Origin of the sequence: Hongsoonwoonella zoysiae (assembly GCF_013266695.1) — a bacterium.
GTDB classification, from domain to species: Bacteria; Pseudomonadota; Alphaproteobacteria; order Rhizobiales; family Stappiaceae; genus Hongsoonwoonella; species Hongsoonwoonella zoysiae.
Genome location: NZ_JABRXF010000003.1, coordinates 290,426 through 306,676 on the forward strand (window position 1 = coordinate 290,426; position 16,251 = coordinate 306,676).

Below are 16,251 nucleotides of genomic sequence, written 5' to 3' on the forward strand. Positions count from 1 at the left end.
TCATGGGTCGCAAGCTGGCAAGTCCAATGTAACCTGACAAGCACCGCCAAGGGAGGATCCGATGCTGACGATTTCGCCTGACACCGAATGCCAGACCGTCATCAGCACGTTCGAGGTCACGCCCGGCACATGCCAGGATCTGCTTGATGCGTTGAATGACGCCTATGACAGCTTTATCCGTCATCAGCCGGGCTTCATCGCGGGCGCCATTCATGTGAACGATGCCCAGATCCGTATCGCGACCTATTCCCAATGGCGCCGCCGCGAAGACTTCCAGGCGATGCTGCGCACCGAGGAAATGCGCAAGCGCAACCGTCACATCAACGATCTGTGCAAAAGTTTCGAGCCTGTCATGTATGAGGTTGTGGCCGGCTACTGATTTGCCCGCCGCGCGAATACCCTTTTGACACGCCGAAGCCGCTCGCGTTCTTCGCCTTCCGTCCAAAACGAGCCGATACGGCCAAGGAAGGGGATTTCGGTTCGGCAAGGAACGGCAGTGAAGCCGGAAAAGAAATCTTGCCCCAAATGACAACGCACGGCGAATTTCTTCGCCGTGCGTCTCTTTGAGCTTTCAATGTTTCGATCAGCCGCAACCAAAACTCGACAGCGGCTGGTCTTTCACGCTCGGGAATGCGTTCTTCCTGACAATCAGGAAAGATCGAAGCGATCCGCGTTCATCACCTTGGTCCATGCCGCGACGAAGTCCTTGACGAACTTCTCGTCGGCATCGTCCTGCGCGTAAAACTCGGCATAGGCGCGCAGAACCGAATTGGACCCGAATACCAGATCCATGCGCGTCGCTGTCCACTTCACCGAACCGGTCTTGCGATCCCGGATTTCATAGAGGCCGTCGCCCGAAGGCGTCCACTTGTAGGCCATGTCGGTCAGGTTGACGAAGAAATCGTTCGTCAAAGCGCCTTCCCGATCGGTGAATACGCCGTGCTTCGTGGCGCCGTGGTTGGTGCCGAGGACACGCATACCGCCAACCAGGACTGTCATCTCATGCGCGGTCAGACCCATCAGTTGGGTGCGGTCGAGCATCAGTTCTTCCGGGCTGACGACATAGTCCTTCTTGAGCCAATTGCGATAGCCATCGGCGAGCGGCTCCAGCACATCGAAGGACTCGGCGTCGGTCATCTCGTTGGTTGCGTCGCCGCGGCCCGGAGCGAACGGAACCGAGACATCGAAGCCGGCTGCCTTGGCCGCTTGCTCGATGCCGACATTGCCCGCCAGAACGATCACGTCAGCAATGCTTGCACCTGCTTCCTTCGCGATCGGCTCCAGAACGCCAAGCACCTTCGCAAGACGGTCCGGCTCATTGCCTTCCCAGTCCTTTTGAGGAGCCAGACGAATACGCGCACCATTGGCGCCGCCACGGTTGTCCGAACCACGGAACGTGCGGGCGCTATCCCAGGCGGTGGAGACCATTTCGGCAATGGAAAGGCCGCTTTCGGCAATCTTCCGCTTGACGCCACCGATGTCGTAGCCGGTCGGGCCCGCCGGGATCGGGTCCTGCCAGATCAGGTCTTCCTCAGGCACGTCCGGACCGATATAACGTGCCTTCGGCCCCATGTCGCGGTGGGTCAACTTGAACCAGGCGCGGGCGAATGTGTCCTTGAAATACTCCGGGTCCGCCATGAACTTTTCGCAGATCGCACGATAGGCCGGGTCAACCTTCATGGCCATGTCGGCATCTGTCATGATCGGATTGCGGCGGATCGAAGGATCGCTGGCATCGACCGGCTTGTCCTCTTCCTTGATATTGACCGGCTCCCACTGATTGGCGCCTGCGGGGCTTTTCCTCAACTCCCACTCGTAACCGAACAGGAGATCGAAATAGCCCATGTCGAAAACAGTCGGATGCGTGGTCCATGCACCTTCCAGACCGGAAGAAACGGCATCGGCGGCTTTGCCGCCCATGTGCGGATTGGCCCAGCCGAGACCCTGCTCTTCGACGCCTGCCGCCGCGGGCACCGGCCCCAACGCACCCGCATCCCCATTGCCATGAGCCTTGCCGACAGTGTGACCACCTGCGGTCAGTGCCGCGGTTTCCTCGTCATTCATCGCCATCCGGGCGAAGGTTTCGCGAACCTGAGCCGCAGTCTTCAGCGGGTCGGGCTTGCCGTTCACCCCTTCGGGATTGACGTATATGAGGCCCATCTGCACCGCCGCCAGCGGGTTTTCCATAGTCGTGGGGTCATCGACGCTTTCATAACGGTTATCGCTCGGCGCGAGCCATTCCTTTTCGGCACCCCAGTAAATGTCCTTTTCCGGATGCCAAATGTCCTCACGTCCGAAAGCGAAGCCGAAGGTTGTAAGGCCCATTGATTCATAAGCAATGTTGCCGGCCAGGATGAGCAGGTCCGCCCAGGAAATCTTGTTGCCGTATTTCTTCTTGATCGGCCACAGCAAGCGGCGCGCCTTGTCGAGGCTGACGTTGTCCGGCCAGGAATCAAGTGGAGCAAAGCGCTGGTTGCCCGTGCCGCCGCCACCGCGACCGTCAGCCAGGCGATAGGTGCCTGCAGCGTGCCACGCCATGCGAACCATCAAGCCGCCGTAGTGCCCGTAATCAGCCGGCCACCAATCCTGGCTTTCGGTCATCAGCGCATGAAGGTCTTTCTTGAGAGCCTCCACATCAAGCTTCTTCAGCTCTTCGCGATAGTTGAAATCCTTGCCCAACGGATTGGTCTTCGTGTCGTGCTGATGGAGGATGTCGAGGTTGAGGGCATTGGGCCACCAATCCATGACATTCGCTCCCATGGCGGTATTGCCACCGTGCATAACCGGGCATTTGCCTGTGCTGTCGTCAGTCATCGCGTCCATGGCCATCTCCTATCGTGGCTGTTTTTCGAGTTCTTACCGAGTGGCGAATTCAAGCATTTCACGGGGGTGTCGGGAGCTTGAGGGAAATTATCTTGAGGGAACGGTTCCTCGCGTGCACGGCCCGAACCCCGTCGCGTTTCCCAGAGCATATTCCGCCAAAGCCTGAAACGGATCTGGCGAAAAGGATATGCTCAAAGCATCGTCTCCAAAGCGATTTCTTGTCACGAAAGCGCTGCAGTATCAAATGCCGCTCCGCCAGTTCCATCGCTCCCGTCAACCCGCCCGTATGCAACAGAAACGCCGTGCGACTTGGTGATGCGGGATGTCCATAACAATCGCACACCATTGGATCGTGGCGCCTTTCTATCAAACGCATTGCATCAGATGAAATCGCAAAAATCGAGCGTCACGATAAATTATTCTTATGACCCCTTTACTCTTATGGCGGTGCGGTACGCAGTATCCTCGCACGCATGGTGTTCTTCTCGAGCGTGCGGTTCTGATTTACGAGAGGCCGCCAAACCCGCAATGCATCGGCGGAGAGTCATGCCGATGCATTTGCTCCGGTCTCGTGCAGATGAATTTCTATGGAAGGAACAAGTGGTGCCCAGGGGCGGAATCGAACCACCGACACGCGGATTTTCAATCCGCTGCTCTACCAACTGAGCTACCTGGGCAGAGGCGGCTGAGGTTGCCGAAGGCAGTTCGCCGCCCGAAGTGCGGGTCTTATAAAAGCTCGCTTGTCGTCTGTCCAGCGGGTCTTTTCCAGTTTTTCACAGCCAGGGAGAGAAACGTCGGGCCACCCTTGCCTCAAGGCAGCGCATGGCCGAGGCTGCCTCTGAAAAATAAACCTTCAAAACGTTTTCACAACGGAAACCATCCCAAGACCGTTGGAATATTGGCGTGTCTCATAGTTGGACTGAAGCCTGTGGATCTCGCTGGTAAATGCGAACGCTACATCCTCGCGAACCGGGACAGTAAGGATACCGCGCAGCCAGAACTCATTGTCGCGCTCAGCCTGGGTGAAACTGTTGAAACCGTCGGGATCGGCATATTCGCGCCGTATGTAACCCGCTTCGAGATCGAACGCCCATGGGTAATTCAACGCCTGCAAAGGCGAAGCGAAAATCACCGTTCCGCCGGCGGCGACACCAAGCTCCCAGTTTTCCTCATACCCGACTTCGGCGCTTTCGTAATCTCCCATCACCTGACCACGAAGCTGGAGAGCATCCGCCAACTGATAAAAATAGGTCAGCTTACCAAGCACCTGATATCCGTCGCGATTGGAAACGGTCGGATAATTGAGACTGTCGTAGAACCAGCGTCTGCGGATTTCCATGCGTGCGTTCACCGACGATTTTATATCCGGCAGATATTCGAACTTCGCGCCACCGCCGAGCTGAGCGTAGTAATTTTCGTTGTCAAGGCGCGCACCACCGACAATTCCGTAGAAGCCAAGCCGCGCGTTATAGAGGTCGAAACGGCCCATATTGAATGACGGGCCGAAGTTCAATTCCGCAAGTTCGTTGTCCAGCCGATGTATATCGGCGTAGCGGGAGCCGTAGAAAAGAAGATCCGCCTCGAACAGGTCTCCCTGATTGCCAAGATCAACAGACCCGTGAACCCCGCCGGATATAAACGCGTTCCAGTCCGGACTGCCGCTCGCATCCGGATTGAGAAGCACCGGAAAGCCGTTGAGGTTCAGCAGACTGTCGCCCGGACCCGCGTTGGCATTGGTCTGATAGCGCCCGCCAACCACGATAGCTCCGCCGAACTTCGCTGGTTCCTCCGCCTTTTCGATGGCCGCCAGGTAGGTGTCGGCGGTATTGGCGAGCTCTGATCCGGGAGCGGCATCATCCCGCGCTATTTCGAGATGCACGCGAGCGGTATCGAAAGAGCCCAACCGAAAATAAAGGACGCCCAGTTCAAGCCTCACCCGGGCAAGCTCGGGAGCAAAGACCAGCATGCGCTCGAATGTCCCGATCGCTGCTTCATAATCTTCCAGCCTCACGGAGACGATCGCATATTCAAAGGCAAGCTGCATATTGTCCGGTTCGCGGAGCATTGCTTGTAGCAACTGCGCCTGGCGGGCCACTATCTCTTTTTCAGCATGCTCACGCGGGTCGAAAACCTGCGCCGTTGCGGGCAAGGAATTCAGACAGGCAAAAGCAACCATCACGCTGGAAAACGCCAACGCTAGAAATACACCTCCCGCCCCGCTGTACGATTCACGGCTCAATTGAAAAGGTCCGCCCGCCTGTCTGTCGTCGCGGAACTTTAAATAATTAGCTGGATTGAGTCGCCGTCATTGGCGGTATTGGCAGGATTCAGGAGTCGATTGTTGCGTAGCAGCAACAAGGTAGTCTTAAAAAAGCGGCGCACCTTACTGGTGCGCCGCAATGCCGTTGTCAATTTAATTCAGATTATTCGACTTCGCGCACACGCTCGTCAAGATAAGGCTGATAGGGTTCTTCAAGTGCCGCAATATAATCCGCGACGACCTGCTCCAGCCCGGGCCCATAGTCGTAGGCATTCGTCGCATTGGCCGCGAAGATCTTGTAACCGTCGCCGCCGCCACGCATGTAATTGTTGCTAACGACCCCGTAGGTCTTCTCCGGATCGAGCGGAACCCAGCTTCCGTCCTGCTCGACTTCCACCTTGATGATCCTGCCTTCAAGCGGCTTTTTCGCCCTGGTCCAGACGTAACGCATTCCGGCAACCTGCGGGAAGCGGCCAGCACCTTCCTCAACCTGGGAGACGCCGTTTTCTAGAGCTGCGACGATATCCGCCCCCTTAAGCTGGAAGGTCGACAGCGTGTTCTGGAATGGCAGGACCGTGAGAACTTCGCCCATCGTGACCTCGCCATCGTCGATCGATGCCCGGAGGCCGCCGCCGTTCTGGATGGCTATATCGATGCCCTGGGCCTTGACGCGTTCAAGCATCGCGTCGGCAACGAGATTTCCCATTTCGCATTCGCGGGCACGGCAACTATCGCGCGACCCGTCGATAATCGCCGCGGAAGCGCCGACAATCTGGTTCTTGAGCTCCTCTAGCGGACCGGCAAGCTCTTTCACGCGCGCCGCAACGTCCTTGTCCGCGGCAATCGATGCATCCAGCAGGATCGGATCGCCGGCGGCGGAAAGAACGTTTCCATCGTCGTCGAACACAATCTCGATTTCGCCAAGGTATTTGCCGAAGGCATAGGCCTGAACGATAGGCACTTGCTTTCCAACCGGATTCTGGACGATGACCGGATAAGGCCCGGCCGCACCATCGTCCGTATTGGACAAGAGCGTATGTGAATGGCCGCCAACGATGACGTCGATACCCGGTACCTTGGATGCAATCTGCATATCGCGCGGAAGCCCCATATGTGTGAGCGCGATTATCTTGTCCACACCGGCGGCTTCAAGGCCCTCAACCGCCCCTTTCAGGTAATCTTCGGCGCTGATGAAGCGAACGTTCTCACCCGGAGACGATGTTTCGGACGTATCTTCCGCCAACGCCGAAACGATGCCGATCTTCGCACCGCCAACCTCGAGCACGAGAGTGCCTGGCACTTTTCCCTTCAGCGTCGGCTCATTCTCGACTTCGATGTTGCCCGATATGACCGGAAACTCGACCATATCGAGAAAACTCGAAAGGCCTTGCGGGCCATCGTCGAACTCGTGGTTGCCGACTGCCATGGCATCGAAGCCGATCACATTCATGAATTCCGCGGCGGCCTTGCCCTTGTAGGATGAATAGAAGAGCGAGCCTTGAAACTGATCCCCAGCGTCGAGCGTGACCACGTTCTTGCCTGCATCGCCCAATGCATCGCGCCGCTCGTCCAGCTTCGCCTTGAGGCGAGCGACGCCGCCATAGCATTCGCCATTTTCGTCGTCTTCAGCCGAACAGGTTGCATCGTATTTGTTAATTGGTTCAATGCGTGAGTGCAGATCGTTGATGTGAAGAATCGTCAAAGCGTATTCTGCGTGGGCCACGGTGGAAATCATTCCGCCCGATAGCGCTACAACCGCCACGCCCGCTGCCAAAAGATGTCGTTTCATGCCCTGTCCCCGTCCCAATTAGCCGCCGCTGCTTCGAATGGACACAGTGACGCGCATCCTGTGAAGTCGGGAGCAGCTCAACCCATGGTGACCGCCAAAGAACTTACGACGATCAAGTGACAAGAGATTGCCAGCCGGTTCGCGTACCGTCCAGCATTCCGGGCATAACAAGTTCAAAGTCGTGTGAATATCGCGCAAAAACCCGACGGATGGGAAAAAATCCCGCCGGAGTGGAGCGGCCTACAAGCTCAACAATTCGATGGCGGGTAGCAGTAGCGGGAGCTATGTCCGGGTCCGCGAATGTAATCCGCATTGGCGTCCGGAATGTCGAGCTTGCGGTCAAGCGGTTCCTGCGGGTTTCCTTTGAGGACGGGAGCCGGAATGGGGGAGCGGTATCGCGGTGCAAGAGCAGAATTGATCTGGCCGAAGGTTTGAAGCTGGTTCGCACCAGGCTCGGAAGCAGACCCGCCATTATTGCCGCGCTTGCCCGACAGGCTTGCGACTATCTGTCGGTAAAGCCCTTGCGGCGTACGACCCACCTTTCCTTTGCCTCCCGAGGCGAAAACCGAAAAGCCGGGACGGTAGATACGTTCGCTTCCACCGGCTCTTCCGCTGAAGACAAGGTCTTTTCCATAAACGAAAGAGTAGACGGACTGCCCGCCTTGCTCCAGCAAGGTCGCTATCCCGCCGCGGATACCGACGGTGCCCTGGCGGGTATTGATCGTCACACCACCTTTGTTCTTTGAGAGCCGACCGCCGACGAAACGGGCCACGCCTTTCGAAAAGGTCGCGACCATCTCCCCGGACTCGGCGGCAGGATCGTAGACAAAGGAATCGATAATCAGATTCGAATCAGGCCCCACGGTGAAAGTCGACCCGTCAACGAGCAGAATCTGCAGAAGTCCCGAACTGCTGGTGCGAATTTGCTCATTATAGAACACCGATTGCCCAAGCCGGATCGTATGAAGCTTTCCGCCCCCAAGCTGACCTTGAGCCGATTGATTGACCGCACTGGTAACGCCGACACCTTCTGCAGCGGCGCTTGCTGCAAACGAAGCGAGGAGAATTGTGCCTGCCGAAATGGATACACGGATCCGCTGCATGGAATGACGTTCTCCGATAAAACGATTCCGCCGACGCCCGCCCTCGGAATGCGTCTTTTGGCCGGCGCCACACACAGAAAACGCCTGATATGGTGCCGAGTCTGTGCTTTAGATCACTTAACGTCAATTGCAGCGTTGCAACAGATCACTCCCAATCGCGATCCCGTATCTGCTCCAGTTCATCGTAATCTTCCGGCTCCATTTCCACGACCGGTGTGGAATAGCCGCCGGACAGCCACCGGTTCAGATCCACGTCTGCGCATCGTTTGGAACAGAATGGATAAAAAGCTTCGATCGAGAGTTTCTGGCAGATCGGACAGGGACGCGGACGACGGGGCGTCTTTTCCTCTGCATTCACAGTATCTTTTGCCATCACGAATTCCGTATCAGCTGTATTTCAGCGTAATGCCCCCATCGACGACGAGTTCGATGCCAGTGACATATTTCGCCTCGTCGCTGGCAAGGAAGAGAGCCGCGTTGGCCACGTCCCAGGCATCTCCCATGTGGCCCATGGGAACTTGCGCATCACGCACCCGCCACATCTCTTCCACGTCACCCTCGGCATATGCATCGGCAAGTCCTGCCGCCTTTTCCACCATCGGTGTTTTCATCAAGCCCGGCAGGACGGCATTTACGCGGATATGCTCGCTGGCATATTGCACCGCGGTCGTGCGCGTCAAATGGTTCACCGCTGCCTTCGTCGCATAGTAAGTGGCATAAGGAACGCCCGTGTAGCGGATTGAGGCAATGGAGGAGATATTGACGATAGATCCGCCGCCGGCCTTCTGCATGACCGGAATGACGTATTTCATCGCCAGGAAAACGCTCTTGAGGTTAACAGCATTCACCTTGTCCCATTCATCCTCCGGCAGTTCCACCACGCCACCGACCTCGGCAATGCCGACATTATTGTCCAGGACATTTATCGTTCCGTAGGCATCGACCGCTCTTGCGACCATAGCCTTGACTTCGGCGGAATTCGTCACGTCGCATTTCAGCGCGATGGCACTACCGCCTTCGCCCTCAATAATCGAGCGCGTCTCTTCGGCAGCCGCCTCGTTGATATCGGCGCAAACGACCTTGGCGCCCTCGCGCGCGAAGAGAACCGCCGCAGCCTTTCCATTTCCCCATCCCGGCCCGATGGACCCCGCTCCCACCACGAGCGCCACTTTATCGGCAAGCCGTCCGGCCATTTGCCATCTCCCCTGTCAGATTTGTTTTTCAAGAACGTCTCAGTGGCCCTCTTCGAATTTTCCGGCACGCTTTTCATCCGCTTCGCGAAGATCGGTTTTCAATATCTTTCCGTAATTATTCTTCGGCAAGCTCTCCAGCCGGATGTAGTCCTTGGGGCGCTTGAACCGTGCGATCCGATTGAGGCAAAGCTCATCAAGTTCGCCAGGGCCCGCCTCGCCCGAATAATAGGCGATGACGACTTCCCCCCATTCCGGATCGGTTCTTCCGATCACCGAGGCTTCTCTGACGCCTGGATGTGACAACAGCACTTCTTCCACCTCCCTGGGGTAGATATTGCTGCCGCCGGAAATGATCACATCCTTGGAACGATCCTTGAGAGTGACGTAGCCCTCCTCATCGATCGCACCGACATCGCCGGTGTGCAGCCAGCCACCACGAAGTGTTTCTTTCGTGGCCTCCGTATTGTTCCAATATCCAAGCATGACGGCATCGCCACGAACGAGGATTTCTCCCGTTTCTCCCGCCGGCAAGGTTTCATCATTTTCGCCGCCGATACGAATCTCCACAGCGGAATTGACGATGCCCGCCGACCCCAGGCGCTCAAGCCATCGGGGATGGTCGCGATCGGCAATATCCGCCTTGGAAAGCACTGTTGCCGTCATTGGCGTTTCGCCCTGTCCGTAGATTTGCGCGAAATGCGGCCCGAACCGATCGACCGCACGACGAATGTCCGCAATGTGCATCGGCGCCCCGCCCCAAATGATAGTGCGAATGTTTTCGTTGGCCGGCTCAAGCGGACACTCGACAAGCCTTTTTATCATGGTAGGTGCCGCGAACATGGAAATGCCGGGCTTTTCCGCAAACGCCGACAACACTTCCACCGGGTCGAAGCCGCCTGACTCCGCAACAGCGTTGATACCGAACCGCCCCACATGCGCCATGATGTAAATACCCGATCCATGGCTCATCGGCGCAGCATGCAGCAACGTGTCGCCAGGGTTTGTCGGGTCGACATCGGTCAGATAGCCATAGGATGCTGACAGGAGATTCCGGTGACTCAGCATTGCGCCCTTCGGACGCCCGGTTGTGCCGGACGTATAAAATAGCCACGCAAGATCGTCCGGAGCGGTATCGGCAAGTGGGGCAGCATCGCCGGAAAACAGCCTATCGTATGCTGGCGAGCGAATCGTGACGAGGTGTCTCAACGATTCGGGTGCGCGAGCGCCAATTTCCGCCTCCGCGTCCGCTCCTACGAAAGCGACACTCGCGCCGGAATGCTCAAGGATCCAGGCCGCTTCGGCAGCGTGAAGCTTGGCGTTTATCGGCACCGCAGCAAGCCCGGCCCACCATATGCCGTACAGGATTTCCAAATACTCGATGCAGTTCTTGGAAAAAATCGCGACGCGGTCGCCGGCCTTCACTTCCGGCAGGGCGCACAGTCCTTCGGCAAGCCGTGCGGCCCTCCTGGCGAAATCCGAATATGTCGCTACCGATCTTGTGCCAACCGCGACCGCCGGACTTCCCGGTTGCGCACGCCCGGCACGCAGCAGCCAGGCTGCGAGGTTCATGGCGTTTCCCCTTGGATGCAGATCATGCCCGGCGCAGCATCCTGCCGGGCACTCGCATTCTTTCGAATTATTGCAATCCTATCGAGGATGGGAAGCGCGTAAACTCCGCCACAAGGTCAAGCGGGGCTATGTTCGTACGGATATTCAAGCTGAAAGGGCGGCAGGGTCCGCCCATAGGGCCGTCGCCGGATAGCCCACTCCGGAAAGCAGGGTCGCAGTCTCATATAGCGGCAGGCCCACGACATTCGGATAGGACCCGACCAGCTTGGCGACAAAACTTCCGGCAAGGCCCTGGATGGCATAACCGCCCGCCTTGCCGCGCCATTCTCCGGACGCGAGATAATCTCTTATCTCCTGGCGGGAAAGGCGCTTGAAACGCACGCGCGTCTCGATCACCCGCTGGCGTAAAACGCCCTTCGACGCGCTCACGCAAACGCCCGTATAAACACGATGCGCACGGCCTGAGAGAAGCTGAAGACAAGCATCCGCCTGATCGGAGGTTTCCGCCTTCGGCAGGACGCGCCTGCCCACCGCCACCACCGTATCCGCGGCGAGGATGACGGTGTCGGCTCCCTCAACCAACCTGTCGGCATCACGACGTGCGGCTTCCGCTTTCGTTCGCGCAAGCCTCGTTGCAAGCGCGCGCGGAGATTCACCCCGGTGCGGGCTTTCATCAATGTCGGCAGGCAGAAGTTTGTCCGGATCGATGCCGATCTGCTGCAAAAGCGCCAGACGACGCGGCGAGCCGGAAGCCAGAATAAGTGTCGGGCGTTTTTTCATGGGAAGCCGGTCGAAGACACGCGGATCGGCCGAAAAGCTTATCTCACGCGATCATTTGAAACGATAGGTGATGCGGCCCTTGGTCAGGTCATAGGGCGTCATCTCCACGAGAACCTTGTCGCCCGCCAGGACGCGAATGCGGTTCTTGCGCATGCGGCCCGCTGTGTGAGCAATGATTTCGTGGTCGTTTTCGAGCTTCACGCGAAAAGTCGCGTTGGGGAGCAGTTCCGTGACCACTCCGGGAAATTCTAGTACTTCTTCCTTCGCCATATGGTGTCCTGGTTGTAAGTGCCTATGAAAGCCTATCGCTTCGAAACTCGACATTCGAGACGAAACGACGACGCTTCAGTTAATTTGACCTGATCGCATGGAATGCATTCGACAGCAGTCGAATTCGAATGCAAAACGCGTCCGCGTGGCGGGAAACTAGCGGATCGCGAAGGAAATGTGAACAGGGCGTATCCGCCTGCGGCGATTTCCTTCTATTGAACGAAACTGCGCGGCGGAATCAATGCGTTTCATCATATCACAGAGCCTTCCTCAGCCGCTCGGCGCGGGCGACCATGCGAGGCGTTTCTTTATCCGCTCCATAAGAAGGTCACGCACACTGCGATAGGATTCGAGAATCTGATCGCGCGATCCGGTAGCAAGCGTAGGATCGGGCGTCGGCCAGTATTCAACCTCCACGGCCTCCGTCCGCGTCAATTCCAGCGCCTTATGATGGGCCTCGGGTGCGAGCGTGATTATGAGGTCGAAACCGGATTCGTCCAATTCCTCGAAGGTTTTCGCCCGATGGCTGGAAAGGTCGCAACCTATTTCCTGCATGACGGCATCGACAAACGGATCCGGTGCGCCACTTCTTGCTCCGCAGGAGCGGACGTAAATCTGCTGCGGGAAAAGCTTTCTGGTTATGCATGCCGCCATGGGCGAACGCACCGCATTCATGCTGCAGGCGAACAGGATAGCTCCCGGACGCACGCCGCCCACAGATGTCAGCCTTTCCAGTGCAGTGCGCAGATCAGCGTGAACAAGCGCCGCGCCGTCTGCATGTCAACGCGCACTTTTCCCTCAAGGCGCTCCATCAGGATGCGGGAGCCATCGTTGTGAACACCGCGCCGCCCCATGTCGATCGCTTCGATCTGGCTCGGGCTGGAGTGGCGAATCGCCTCGAAGTAGCTTTCGCATATCAGAAAATAGTCTTTGATGATCTTTCTAAGCGGCGTTAGCGACAGCACATGCGTAATGGCCGGCACGCCATTCTCTTGCGCGATTTCGAAGACGAGCTTCTTTTCGACGATGGAAAGCCGCAGCCGAAAAGGCCCTTCGAACTGGCCAACCGGCTCGAATTCATTCTCCTCCACGAGATCATATATGGCGACCGCACGCTCATGCTCGACGTCCGGCGTGGATCGGGCAATCGAGGCGTCATCGAGCTCCACCTCAACGAGGCGCCCTTTCGATATTGTCGAGCCCCCCTGCCCTTCCGCCATGAACCCTTTTTCCTTCCTCGCGGCAGGCTGCCGCCTCTTCATCAAAGATTGAGGCGGATCGCCACAGAACGTCCGTGAGCTTCCAGCCCCTCGGATCTCGCCAGCGCGATTGCAGAAGGGCCCAATTGCCTAAGGTTATCCGCATTGCACTTCAGGATCGAGGTGCGTTTGACGAAATCCAGAACCGACAGCCCCGAGGAGAACCTGGCCGAGCGGGCGGTCGGCAACACATGATTTGACCCGCCGATATAATCGCCAATTGCTTCAGGCGTATATCTGCCCAGGAACACGGCACCCGCGTTGGATATCCGGGCGAGTAAGGCCTCTGGATCTTCGACGGCAAGTTCCAGATGCTCCGGGGCGATCCGGTCCACGAGCGCGGGCGCTTCTTCAAGGCTTTCAGTGACGATAATCGCGCCAAAGTCCCGCCAGCTCGCGCCGGCGACATCGCTCCGTGGGAGCGTGAGGAGCTGCGCCGCAACCGCCTGATCGACCCTTTCGGCAAATGCGGCATCGTTGGTAATCAGGATCGACTGCGCGCTTTCATCATGTTCGGCCTGCGAGAGCAGGTCGGCTGCAATCCAGTCCGGATCGTTCCGTCCGTCCGCGACCACGAGGATTTCCGATGGTCCGGCGATCATGTCGATGCCGACTGTTCCGAAAACCCTGCGCTTCGCCGCCGCTACATAGGCGTTGCCGGGGCCGACGATCTTGAACACCGGTGCGATCGTCTCCGTGCCATAGGCCAATGCCCCGACTGCCTGAGCGCCGCCGATCCGGTAAATCTCCTCAACACCGGCGAGCCGGGCGGCAACAAGCACAAGCGGGTTCAAAACCCCGTCCGGGCTTGGGACGACCATGGCGATACGCTCAACGCCCGCCACCTTCGCCGGCACGGCGTTCATCAGCACGGAGGAAGGATAACTCGCCGTTCCTCCGGGAACGTAGAGGCCGACAGCCTGGATCGCACCCCATCGCGAGCCCAGCTCTACGCCGATCGGGTCCACATATCGGTCGTCTTTTGGGACTTGCCGGGCGTGATGGCTGGCGATCCGGTCGCACGCCAATTCCAGCGCTTTCAACGTTTCCGGATCAACGCTTTCCATCGCTGCGTCGATTTCCGATTTCGTGACCCGCAGTTCCGCGACAGAGCCTGCCGTCAGCCGGTCAAAACGCGCGGTATAATCCAGAAGCGCTGCATCGCCGCGTATCCGCACATCATCAAGGATACCGCGCACCGTCTCGTCGACATCCACCGACGCCTCGCGCTTGCTTTCAAGAAGCGCCCTGAAATCATCGTCGAAGGCTTGTTCTGCGGAAAATAGCTTCACCGCCAAAGGCTTGTCCTCATCGTGAAATGTTTGAATGTCTGCCAGGCAGGCAGAGCATCATGCCTCATGCTTTGGCATATGTTCGGTCGCCCAGGCGGCGCCAAGGTCGGCAAGCTGCGCTTCTATGCATTCCACATCGAAGCTCAGAGCTGCACCACCTGAAAAATATAGTGTCACGCGCCCTGCGGGGGCGTCTGTCGCGGCGAATTCGATCGCAAGCAGCGAAAGAACCGCATCCTTTTCGCCCTGGCGAATGCGTGTCGCCTTGACGTTCGACGCGCGGGCAAATGAAAGTGCGGCTCTGCGCCGTTCCAGATCGCGCGCCTGTTTTCCGAGCGCCTTGTCCCAGGCAAACCGGTTCATAACGACGAGAAGGCGGTCTTCACGCGGCAGGAAGCGAATGTCACCGACCTTCAGAACCGCATCCTGTACGTGCGCCGAAATAACGGCGAGATCTTCCTCGTCCAGAGCTGCGAGCTTCAGTTGATCCATGCCTGATTGCCCCAAACGGCAGAAGCGGCAACGGGCCGCCTGAGCCTCAGTTTGATTGCGGCATAGACGTAATGATCCGAGCTTGTCAAAGCAATAGCGGCATATCTGAGCCGTCAGGCGGAGATACGCTCGATTTGCGCGCCGCAGCGCGAAAGCTTTTCCTCAAGGCGCTCGAAACCACGGTCGAGATGATAAACACGATTGACCGTCGTTTCGCCTTCCGCCGCAAGGCCCGCAATCACGAGCGAGACGGAAGCCCGCAGGTCAGTCGCCATTACCGGGGCACCATGGAGGCTGCTCATCCCTTCTACGACAGCCGTACGGCCATCCACCCTGATATTTGCTCCCAGACGCGCAAGTTCCTGAACATGCATGAACCGGTTTTCGAAGATTGTCTCCGTAATTCGGGACGTACCGCCTGAACGTGTCATGAGCGCCATGAACTGGGCCTGAAGGTCCGTCGGAAAGCCCGGATAGGGTTCCGTCGTGATATCGACCGGGGCGATTCCATTGCCATTGCGGTATACTCTAAGCCCGCCATCGGTTTCCTCGAAATGCGTTCCCGCTTCCCGCATCGCCCCGATAGCCGATGCAAGCAGGTCGGCCCGTGCCCCTTCAAGGAATACATCGCCGCCCGTCATTGCCACCGCCATGGCGTAAGTGCCCGTTTCGATACGATCCGGGATCACACGGTGTTTGTATCCATGCAGGCTCGGCACCCCCTGGATATGGATGGTATCCGTGCCGGCGCCTTCTATCTTCGCCCCCATGCCGATCAGGCAGTCCGCAAGGTCTTTCACCTCCGGTTCGCGGGCCGCGTTTTCGATCACGCTTTCGCCTTTCGCGAGAGCGGCAGCCATCATTACGGTGTGGGTCGCACCCACAGAGATCTTCGGAAAGCGCACACGATTACCGATCAGACCTTTGGGGGCGCGGGCCACGGCATACCCCTGGTCGATCGTCGTCTCCGCACCCAGCGCCAGAAGTCCCTGGATAAAGAAATCGACAGGCCTTGTGCCGATGGCGCAGCCGCCGGGCAGCGACACCCGTGCCTCTCCGGCACGCGCAAGCAACGGCCCGATCACCCAGAAACTGGCGCGCATCTTGGAGACAAGCTCATATGGCGCCGTCGTATCGACGATTTCGGCAGCGTTAAGATGAAGGGTCTGGCCCTTCATGGGATCCTGACCCTGCCTGCGACCCGCGACCGTATAGTCGACGCCATGGTTAGAGAGGATATGCAGAAGCTGCGCGACATCGCGCAGGCGCGGCACATTTTCAAGCGTCAGCGTATCGGGCGTCAGAAGCGACGCGATCATCAGCGGCAAAGTGGCGTTTTTCGCACCCGAAATCGGCAGCGTGCCGTTGAGTTCGTTACCGCCAACGATCTTGATACTGTCCATAAGATGAAAACCTGCCGA

The 16,251-nt window shown here is 58.0% G+C and carries 15 protein-coding genes and 1 tRNA gene; 1 reads left to right on the top strand and 15 read right to left on the bottom strand.

The window, feature by feature from the left end; all coding sequences use genetic code 11:
- Positions 1-61: 61 nt before the first annotated feature.
- The gene (locus HPQ64_RS17740) at positions 62-379 is read left to right on the top strand and encodes an antibiotic biosynthesis monooxygenase family protein (protein WP_172889974.1); all 318 of its coding nucleotides are present in this window, start codon (positions 62-64) and stop codon (positions 377-379) included.
- A gap of 269 nt (positions 380-648) precedes the next feature.
- On the opposite strand, the gene katG is transcribed toward HPQ64_RS17740, so the two are convergent.
- The 15 genes from katG to murA form a co-directional block, all read right to left on the bottom strand.
- On the bottom strand, positions 649-2,823 hold the full coding sequence (gene katG, locus HPQ64_RS17745) for a catalase/peroxidase HPI (RefSeq protein ID WP_172889975.1): 2,175 nt from the start codon (positions 2,821-2,823) through the stop codon (positions 649-651).
- Positions 2,824-3,424: 601 nt separating this feature from the next.
- Positions 3,425-3,500, bottom strand: a tRNA-Phe gene (locus HPQ64_RS17750).
- A gap of 176 nt (positions 3,501-3,676) precedes the next feature.
- Positions 3,677-4,867, bottom strand: a complete 1,191-nt coding sequence (locus HPQ64_RS17755) for a tetratricopeptide repeat protein (protein WP_172889976.1) — start codon at positions 4,865-4,867, stop codon at positions 3,677-3,679.
- 379 nt (positions 4,868-5,246) lie between these two features.
- On the bottom strand, positions 5,247-6,872 hold the full coding sequence (locus HPQ64_RS17760) for a bifunctional metallophosphatase/5'-nucleotidase (protein ID WP_172889977.1): 1,626 nt from the start codon (positions 6,870-6,872) through the stop codon (positions 5,247-5,249).
- A gap of 248 nt (positions 6,873-7,120) precedes the next feature.
- Positions 7,121-7,975 (bottom strand): FecR family protein, encoded by an 855-nt coding sequence (locus tag HPQ64_RS17765; RefSeq protein WP_172889978.1) that lies wholly within the window; start codon positions 7,973-7,975, stop codon positions 7,121-7,123.
- A gap of 145 nt (positions 7,976-8,120) precedes the next feature.
- A complete protein-coding gene (yacG, locus tag HPQ64_RS17770; RefSeq protein ID WP_172889979.1) occupies positions 8,121-8,348 on the bottom strand; it encodes a DNA gyrase inhibitor YacG in 228 nt (75 codons plus the stop codon).
- A 13-nt stretch (positions 8,349-8,361) separates the two neighbouring features.
- Positions 8,362-9,168 (bottom strand): SDR family NAD(P)-dependent oxidoreductase, encoded by an 807-nt coding sequence (locus HPQ64_RS17775; protein ID WP_172889980.1) that lies wholly within the window; start codon positions 9,166-9,168, stop codon positions 8,362-8,364.
- A 39-nt stretch (positions 9,169-9,207) separates the two neighbouring features.
- Entirely contained in the window at positions 9,208-10,737 is a 1,530-nt protein-coding gene (locus tag HPQ64_RS17780; protein WP_172889981.1) for an AMP-binding protein, read from the bottom strand.
- Between the two features lie 144 nt (positions 10,738-10,881).
- Entirely contained in the window at positions 10,882-11,517 is a 636-nt protein-coding gene (locus tag HPQ64_RS17785; RefSeq protein WP_172889982.1) for a Maf-like protein, read from the bottom strand.
- A gap of 51 nt (positions 11,518-11,568) precedes the next feature.
- Positions 11,569-11,787 carry a translation initiation factor IF-1 gene (gene infA, locus HPQ64_RS17790; RefSeq protein ID WP_014327290.1) on the bottom strand — a complete coding sequence of 73 codons (219 nt, stop codon included), beginning with the start codon at positions 11,785-11,787 and terminating at the stop codon, positions 11,569-11,571.
- Between the two features lie 270 nt (positions 11,788-12,057).
- Complete coding sequence (locus HPQ64_RS17795) at positions 12,058-12,534, bottom strand: arsenate-mycothiol transferase ArsC (RefSeq protein WP_281358327.1); 477 nt, start codon at positions 12,532-12,534, stop codon at positions 12,058-12,060.
- Positions 12,510-13,007, bottom strand: a complete 498-nt coding sequence (locus tag HPQ64_RS17800; protein WP_172889983.1) for a UPF0262 family protein — start codon at positions 13,005-13,007, stop codon at positions 12,510-12,512. Before HPQ64_RS17800 ends, HPQ64_RS17795 begins: the two co-directional genes overlap by 25 nt.
- A 41-nt stretch (positions 13,008-13,048) precedes the next feature.
- Entirely contained in the window at positions 13,049-14,344 is a 1,296-nt protein-coding gene (gene hisD, locus HPQ64_RS17805; protein WP_172889984.1) for a histidinol dehydrogenase, read from the bottom strand.
- Positions 14,345-14,395: 51 nt separating this feature from the next.
- Positions 14,396-14,830, bottom strand: coding sequence for a DUF2948 family protein (locus tag HPQ64_RS17810; RefSeq protein WP_172889985.1), 435 nt, complete (start codon positions 14,828-14,830; stop codon positions 14,396-14,398).
- 113 nt (positions 14,831-14,943) lie between these two features.
- Positions 14,944-16,233 carry a UDP-N-acetylglucosamine 1-carboxyvinyltransferase gene (gene murA / locus HPQ64_RS17815; protein WP_172889986.1) on the bottom strand — a complete coding sequence of 430 codons (1,290 nt, stop codon included), beginning with the start codon at positions 16,231-16,233 and terminating at the stop codon, positions 14,944-14,946.
- Positions 16,234-16,251: the final 18 nt, after the last annotated feature.

What these genes read in the sequence shown, in the direction of transcription:
- HPQ64_RS17740 (WP_172889974.1), top strand. Translation starts at nt 62, where the DNA reads ATGCTGACGATTTCGCCTGACACCGAATGCCAGACCGTCATCAGCACG.
- katG (WP_172889975.1), bottom strand. Translation starts at nt 2,823, where the DNA reads ATGGACGCGATGACTGACGACAGCACAGGCAAATGCCCGGTTATGCAC.
- HPQ64_RS17755 (WP_172889976.1), bottom strand. Translation starts at nt 4,867, where the DNA reads ATGCAGCTTGCCTTTGAATATGCGATCGTCTCCGTGAGGCTGGAAGAT.
- HPQ64_RS17760 (WP_172889977.1), bottom strand. Translation starts at nt 6,872, where the DNA reads ATGAAACGACATCTTTTGGCAGCGGGCGTGGCGGTTGTAGCGCTATCG.
- HPQ64_RS17765 (WP_172889978.1), bottom strand. Translation starts at nt 7,975, where the DNA reads ATGCAGCGGATCCGTGTATCCATTTCGGCAGGCACAATTCTCCTCGCT.
- yacG (WP_172889979.1), bottom strand. Translation starts at nt 8,348, where the DNA reads ATGGCAAAAGATACTGTGAATGCAGAGGAAAAGACGCCCCGTCGTCCG.
- HPQ64_RS17775 (WP_172889980.1), bottom strand. Translation starts at nt 9,168, where the DNA reads ATGGCCGGACGGCTTGCCGATAAAGTGGCGCTCGTGGTGGGAGCGGGG.
- HPQ64_RS17780 (WP_172889981.1), bottom strand. Translation starts at nt 10,737, where the DNA reads ATGAACCTCGCAGCCTGGCTGCTGCGTGCCGGGCGTGCGCAACCGGGA.
- HPQ64_RS17785 (WP_172889982.1), bottom strand. Translation starts at nt 11,517, where the DNA reads ATGAAAAAACGCCCGACACTTATTCTGGCTTCCGGCTCGCCGCGTCGT.
- infA (WP_014327290.1), bottom strand. Translation starts at nt 11,787, where the DNA reads ATGGCGAAGGAAGAAGTACTAGAATTTCCCGGAGTGGTCACGGAACTG.
- HPQ64_RS17800 (WP_172889983.1), bottom strand. Translation starts at nt 13,007, where the DNA reads ATGGCGGAAGGGCAGGGGGGCTCGACAATATCGAAAGGGCGCCTCGTT.
- HPQ64_RS17810 (WP_172889985.1), bottom strand. Translation starts at nt 14,830, where the DNA reads ATGGATCAACTGAAGCTCGCAGCTCTGGACGAGGAAGATCTCGCCGTT.
- murA (WP_172889986.1), bottom strand. Translation starts at nt 16,233, where the DNA reads ATGGACAGTATCAAGATCGTTGGCGGTAACGAACTCAACGGCACGCTG.